This window comes from Mesorhizobium sp. PL10 (genome assembly GCF_053714315.1).
The window spans coordinates 1-5,389 of record NZ_JBSKBR010000078.1 but is presented as its reverse complement, the minus strand read 5'-3'; the positions used below and the strand labels follow the sequence as shown (position 1 = coordinate 5,389).

3 protein-coding genes and 3 pseudogenes are annotated in these 5,389 nt (G+C 59.4%); 5 read left to right on the top strand and 1 reads right to left on the bottom strand.

Annotated features, from left to right (window positions below):
* From ACWGTO_RS32575 to ACWGTO_RS32560, 4 genes and pseudogenes are all read left to right on the top strand, one after another.
* On the top strand, nt 1-617 hold a 617-nt coding region (locus ACWGTO_RS32575), incomplete at its 5' end, for an adenosine kinase (RefSeq protein ID WP_454578818.1).
* A gap of 389 nt (nt 618-1,006) precedes the next feature.
* Complete coding sequence (tnpA, locus tag ACWGTO_RS32570; RefSeq protein ID WP_454578817.1) at nt 1,007-1,498, top strand: IS66-like element accessory protein TnpA; 492 nt, start codon at nt 1,007-1,009, stop codon at nt 1,496-1,498.
* Nucleotides 1,495-1,838: pseudogene (gene tnpB, locus ACWGTO_RS32565) on the top strand (IS66 family insertion sequence element accessory protein TnpB). The gene tnpA and the pseudogene tnpB overlap by 4 nt, the downstream one beginning before the upstream one ends.
* A gap of 44 nt (nt 1,839-1,882) precedes the next feature.
* A pseudogene (locus ACWGTO_RS32560) lies at nt 1,883-2,527 on the top strand (IS66 family transposase); the annotation flags it as partial.
* Nucleotides 2,528-2,667: 140 nt separating this feature from the next.
* On the opposite strand, the gene ltrA reads toward ACWGTO_RS32560, so the two are convergent.
* Nucleotides 2,668-3,861: a group II intron reverse transcriptase/maturase gene (gene ltrA / locus ACWGTO_RS32555; RefSeq protein WP_454578816.1), complete on the bottom strand. Its 1,194-nt coding sequence runs from the start codon at nt 3,859-3,861 to the stop codon at nt 2,668-2,670.
* Nucleotides 3,862-4,478: 617 nt separating this feature from the next.
* On the opposite strand from ltrA, the pseudogene tnpC reads away from it, so the two are divergent.
* A pseudogene (tnpC, locus tag ACWGTO_RS32550) lies at nt 4,479-5,389 on the top strand (IS66 family transposase); the annotation flags it as partial.

Below are 5,389 nucleotides of genomic sequence, written 5' to 3'. Positions count from 1 at the left end.
AGCGCTCGATGAACACCTATCTCGGCGCCTGCGTCGAACTCGGGCCGGAAGATGTCGAGGCCGACAAGGCGTCGGGCGCCAAGGTGACCTATTTCGAGGGTTATCTGTGGGACCCGCCGCGCGCCAAGGAAGCAATCCGGCAGACGGCCAGGCTGGCGCACGCGGCCGGCCGCGAAGTGTCCATGACACACTCCGATTCGTTCTGCGTCGACCGCTACCGCGACGAGTTCCTCGACCTGATGCGCTCGGGCACAGTCGACATCGTCTTTGCCAACAGCCACGAGATCAAGTCGCTTTACCAGACCTCCTCATTCGACGAAGCGGTGGCGCAGATCCGCAAGGATTGCAAGATCGCGGCGGTGACCCGCTCCGAAAAGGGCTCGGTGATCGTGCGCGGCGACGAGACGGTGGTCATAAAGGCAACCGCCATCAAGGAACTGGTCGACACGACGGGCGCCGGCGACCTCTACGCCGCCGGTTTCCTGCATGGTTATACACAGGGCCGCGACCTCCAGACCTGCGGCGATCTTGGCTCACTGGCGGCCGGATTGGTGATCCAGCAGATCGGCCCAAGGCCACGACAAAATCTGCGCAAAGAAGCCGAGAAGGCGGCGTAGTTGTAGGGGCAAAGCTGCCGAGACCAGTAATTTCGCTGGGGTCAAGCTGCGCGCAAGAGGGGCGGTTTCGGCCTGTATCATGGCGACACACTTGGTTCAGGCTTTCGGAAAGACGCCCGCAGCCGGGTTCGAAGTTCGCCGTTCAGTTCGGCCGTCCAGACCTGCATGAGCATGTAAGCGCCGGTAAGGGACCAGCGCATTTGCTGCTTCTTCGTAAGCGGGTAGGTCACCCCACGTAGCGGCTGGTTCGCTGATCTGGGAGTCTGCTGGAAGATTTATCCTGGGAGGCTCCTGTGCGGTATCCATACGCGGAAGTACGCTGAAGGCCGCCTACTGACGCGTACCTTGTGGCGTTAGTGTCCGCTTAGATTTTAAGTGGACGCTTAGCAATGAAGTATCTGGCTATGGAGCAGCCGTCGAGGGTGGAAGCGAGCACGCCCGCGGCTCTATCGCTGCCGACGGATGCCGGCCGACAGCGGACGCGCCGCTCCTGGACGGTCGAGCAGAAGCTGGCGATCGTGGGTGAGGTGCAGGAGTCCGGTGATCCGGTGGCGGTTGTCGCGCGGCGTCACGACATGAACTCGAACCACTTGCACATCTGGATCAAGCAAGCCCAGGAACGGAGATTGGGTGGCCGATCCGAGCCCCCACCAATCGCCTTCATTGACATGGGTGTGGTCGGTCACAGCGTGCACGATGTAGAGGCGGAAGAGCCGGCTCCTGTGCGATCACACTCCGAAGTGCCGGCTACCAGCCGGGCGGTGTCTGCTGGTGGCCGGATAGAAATCGTCGGTGCAAACGGTCGGCGTGTGATCGTTGACCGCACTGTCGACGTAAGTGTCCTGATGCGGATCTTGCAGGGTCTGGAAATGCTGCGATGATCCCGACAGAAGGCGTGCGTGTGTGGTTGGCGACGGGCTACACCGATATGAGATCTGGCTTTCCATCGCTGGCGCTCCGGGTGCAGGAGGTCCTCAAACACAATCCCCTTGGGGGCAACCTTTTTTGCTTCAGGGGGAAACGCGGAAATTGTTGAAGGTCATCTGGCATGACGGCCAAGGATCATGCCTGTTTACAAAAAGACTCGAGCGCGGACGCTTCATCTGGCCGACAGTTGAGGGTGGAGCTGTGACAGTATCTCCTGCGCAGCTGAGTTATCTATTGTCCGGAATAGACTGGCGAAACCCTCAGGAAACATGGCGTCCAACTCGAGTTGGGTAGCATTTTTGAGTTGAAAATACAATGGAATATGATTCAATCGGCGCATGAATTCGAAGCCGGTTGATCTTCCCTCGGATCTTGCCAGCGCCTACGTGGCGCTGCTTGCCGAGCGTGAAGCGCTGCTGGCCGAGCGCGATGTGGCTGTCGCGGATGCTGCCAACTGGGAGGCTGAAGCCGCCAACGCGCAGGCCATGCTGTCCGATAACGAGGCGCTGATCGCGCATCTCGAGCTGCGCATCGAGAAGCTGAAACGCGAACTGTACGGGCAGCGCTCCGAGCGCACGGCACGGCTGATCGAGCAGCTGGAATTGGAGCTCGAGGAACTCGTCACCTCGGCGACCGAGGATGAGCTTGCCGCGCAGGCCGCGGCGGCGAAGACGCAGAAGGTCCGCCCCTTCACGCGCAAGCGACCGGTGCGCAAGCCATGGCCGGATGACATCGAACACGAGCGCGTCGTCATCGATCCTCCGACTGCCTGCGCCTGCTGCGGCGGATCCCGGCTGTCCAAGCTGGGCGAGGATGTGAACAAGACGCTGGAGGAGGTTCCTCGCCGCTTCAAGGTCATCGAAACGGTGCGGGAGAAATTTACCTGCCGGGATTGCGAGGCGATCAGCCAGCCGCCGGCGCCGTTCCATGCCACGCCGCGCGGCTTCATCGGTCCACATCTGCTGGCGACGATCCTGTTCGACAGTAGGGTCGAGGACTGGCGCGCCGCTCGACCGGATTTCCCGGCCTTGCACGTTTCCAGCCCCCGCCACATCGCACGCAGCGTGCGGATTTCCCGCACTACGCGCTCCCATTTGCTTCGTGCCTAGGCTTATTGGACCTATCATGCTGGTGCAGCTTTCGTTGGGCTGGCGTTCACCCGGTAGCCGTTGAACAGCTTCAAGGTGTTGTACAGCCACGAACTACTCCACTGCTTCCAGCCGAAGCCTTTGCGTTTCCTTGCCTTCGCCAAGTGGCGTCTGACCTTCTTCTCTACCCAGTTCTTGATGTAGGCGAAGCATTTGCTGGAATCGCCCACTCCGAAGTAGTTTACCCATCCTCGGAGCTTCGGATTGATCAGGCTGATCACCCGACCAAGCGGTTGCGATCGGTAGCAGCGAAACACCTCCTTGAGCCCCCGCAGGAGCGCCGTCCGCTTTTTGAGCTTGGGCGTGTAGTGCGGCCGCATCACTCCACGCAGACTGCGGAGATAGCGGAAGTCGAATCCCAGAAAACCGAAGCTCTCGCCTCGCTCCAGATCGACTATACGGCTCTTCTCATCATTCACTTCAACCCGCAGCTTGACGAACTCCTCGCGTAGCCGCTTGTTCACAGCACCGAGCAGCCAGTCATGTCGCTGATGGGCGTCGATCAAGATCACCATATCGTCAGCGAAACGTGCGTATTCGATATTGGTATACTTGCCGCGACGAGTTACCTCACGCGCACGCTCCAGCATCTTGTCTACCTCGTTGAGGTAAAGATTACTGAGCAACGGTGAAATTACTCCGCCTTGCGGGACGCCTTTCTTGCCAGAGGCTTTCAGCATAAGCCGCAGGAGGTGCATGATGTCCGCGTCATCAACCCGTTGCGCAACTTTCTCCAACAGACGGTCGTGCCGAACGTTGTCGAAGTAGGCTCTCAGGTCAAAATCGAGAACTCGTGTCTTCCGTTGAGCTATTGCTTCCGCCACTCGCTTGATCGCTTCATGTGCTGTCCGCTTGGGTCGGTATCCAAACGATCCCGGTTGGAAATCCGCCTCAAATACAGGTTCGAGTATAAGCTTGAGCGCACCCTGCACCACCCGGTCACGAATTGCGGGAATCGACAGAACGCGGACTTTCGAGCCCCCGTCCTTTGGTATTTCCCGCCTCCGCAATGGGAGTGGCACATAGGTGCGCCCGATCAGTTCGTCCCGTAATTGCCCGAGCAGGGATTCCACGCCTCGCGCTTCGATGGCTTCGAACGTCACTCCGTCTGTTCCCGGAGCACCGTCGTTTTCTTTCGCCATCTCGTACGCTGCGCGCAGAGTCTCCATCTTGCACACGTGGACGTATAGGCCCCAGAAACGCCAAGACGGTTCAGCCTTCGCCTTGACGTATAGTCTCCGCCTCAGGTCCTGCAAATCTATGGACGCCTTTGTCATCTCGTCCTTGCCTTCCTTACGTTGGAAACATCACAAATGGCAGGGCCCCTTTGCTCCACGGGCGTTACCCCGCTTCCTCGCTACTACGGACCCGGCCGCCACCTTCTCATCTTCGGCCGACTTCCCGGGGTCTCCGGTTATACGACCTACCTTCTTCCGGCGATTTCTCCCCGGGACGAGGAAGGCTTCTCCAGTTGCTTTGCATGTCCTTGTCACCGTGCTGTCGCTTTCACCCCGCCGAAATGACCCGTCGTGTCGGTTAGCATTCGCCGGATCATGCTGCCTTCGCCTCAAAACTGTAGGCTCGGCTTTCGGTGTTCAGCATTTTCGAGGCCACAATGCGTTTTCTGTTGATACGGCCCGGTGACTCGTGAGCTCCCCAAGGGAGTCTTTGTCGATAGGCTTCAAAAATTCGGTTTCTCTCCTTTCTGCTATCCACACTACGGGGAGCTAACTTTTTCCCCGGCAGGACTAACTCCTGCTGAACATGCCAGCCTTCGCTGGACGCACAGTTCGGCATGCATAGCCCTCTCAACCGCCAGAGCACCCGATTCAAATGCGAGGGCATCGAGCTTTCGACCTCGACGCTGGCCGATCAGGTCGGGTATGGAACAGTCGCGCTCCTGCCGATCTTTGAACTGATCGAGGCGCATGTCTTTGCGGCCGAGCGGCTTTTTGGCGACGACACCACCATTCCCATCCAGGCCAAAGACAAATGCACGACCGGGCGAATATGGACGTACGTGCGCGATGACCGGCCCTACGGCGGAGCAGCAGCGCCGGCGGCCATATACTATGCGTCGAGCGACCGCCGCGGCGAGCATCCGCAGAAGCACCTGGCCGGGTATGGCGGCATTCTGCAGAGTGATTGTTACAATGGCTTCGAGCCCCTCAGTGTCGCCGAAAAGAAAGCGGTACCGATCACCTTCGCCTTTTGTCATGCGCACGCGCGGCGCAAATTCTTTGAACTGGCCGACATCCAGAAAAATAACCCGCGACCGCAAACGCAAAGGCAAGCCGATCTCGCCGATCGCCCTGGAGGCCGTCCAGCGGTACGACGCGCTGTTCGAGATCGAGCGCCAGATCAATGGATTGAGTGCCGAAGAACGACTGACCGCGCGGCAGGAAAAGAGCAAGCCGCTGTTCGATGGCATGCACGAGTGGCTGAAACGGGAGCGCGCCACGCTTCAGCAAATCGTCCGAGGTGATCGAGCCGATCGATTACATGCTGAAGCGCTGGGATGGTTTTGCCCGTTTCCTCGAAGATGGCCGGATTTGTCTCACCAATAACGCCGCCGAGCGCGCGCTCAGAGGTATCGCATTGGGAAGGCGAAATTGGACCTTCGCCGGTTCCCAGCGTGGGGCCGATCGAGCCGCCATCATGCTCTCCGTCATCACGACTTGCCGCCTCAACGAGGTT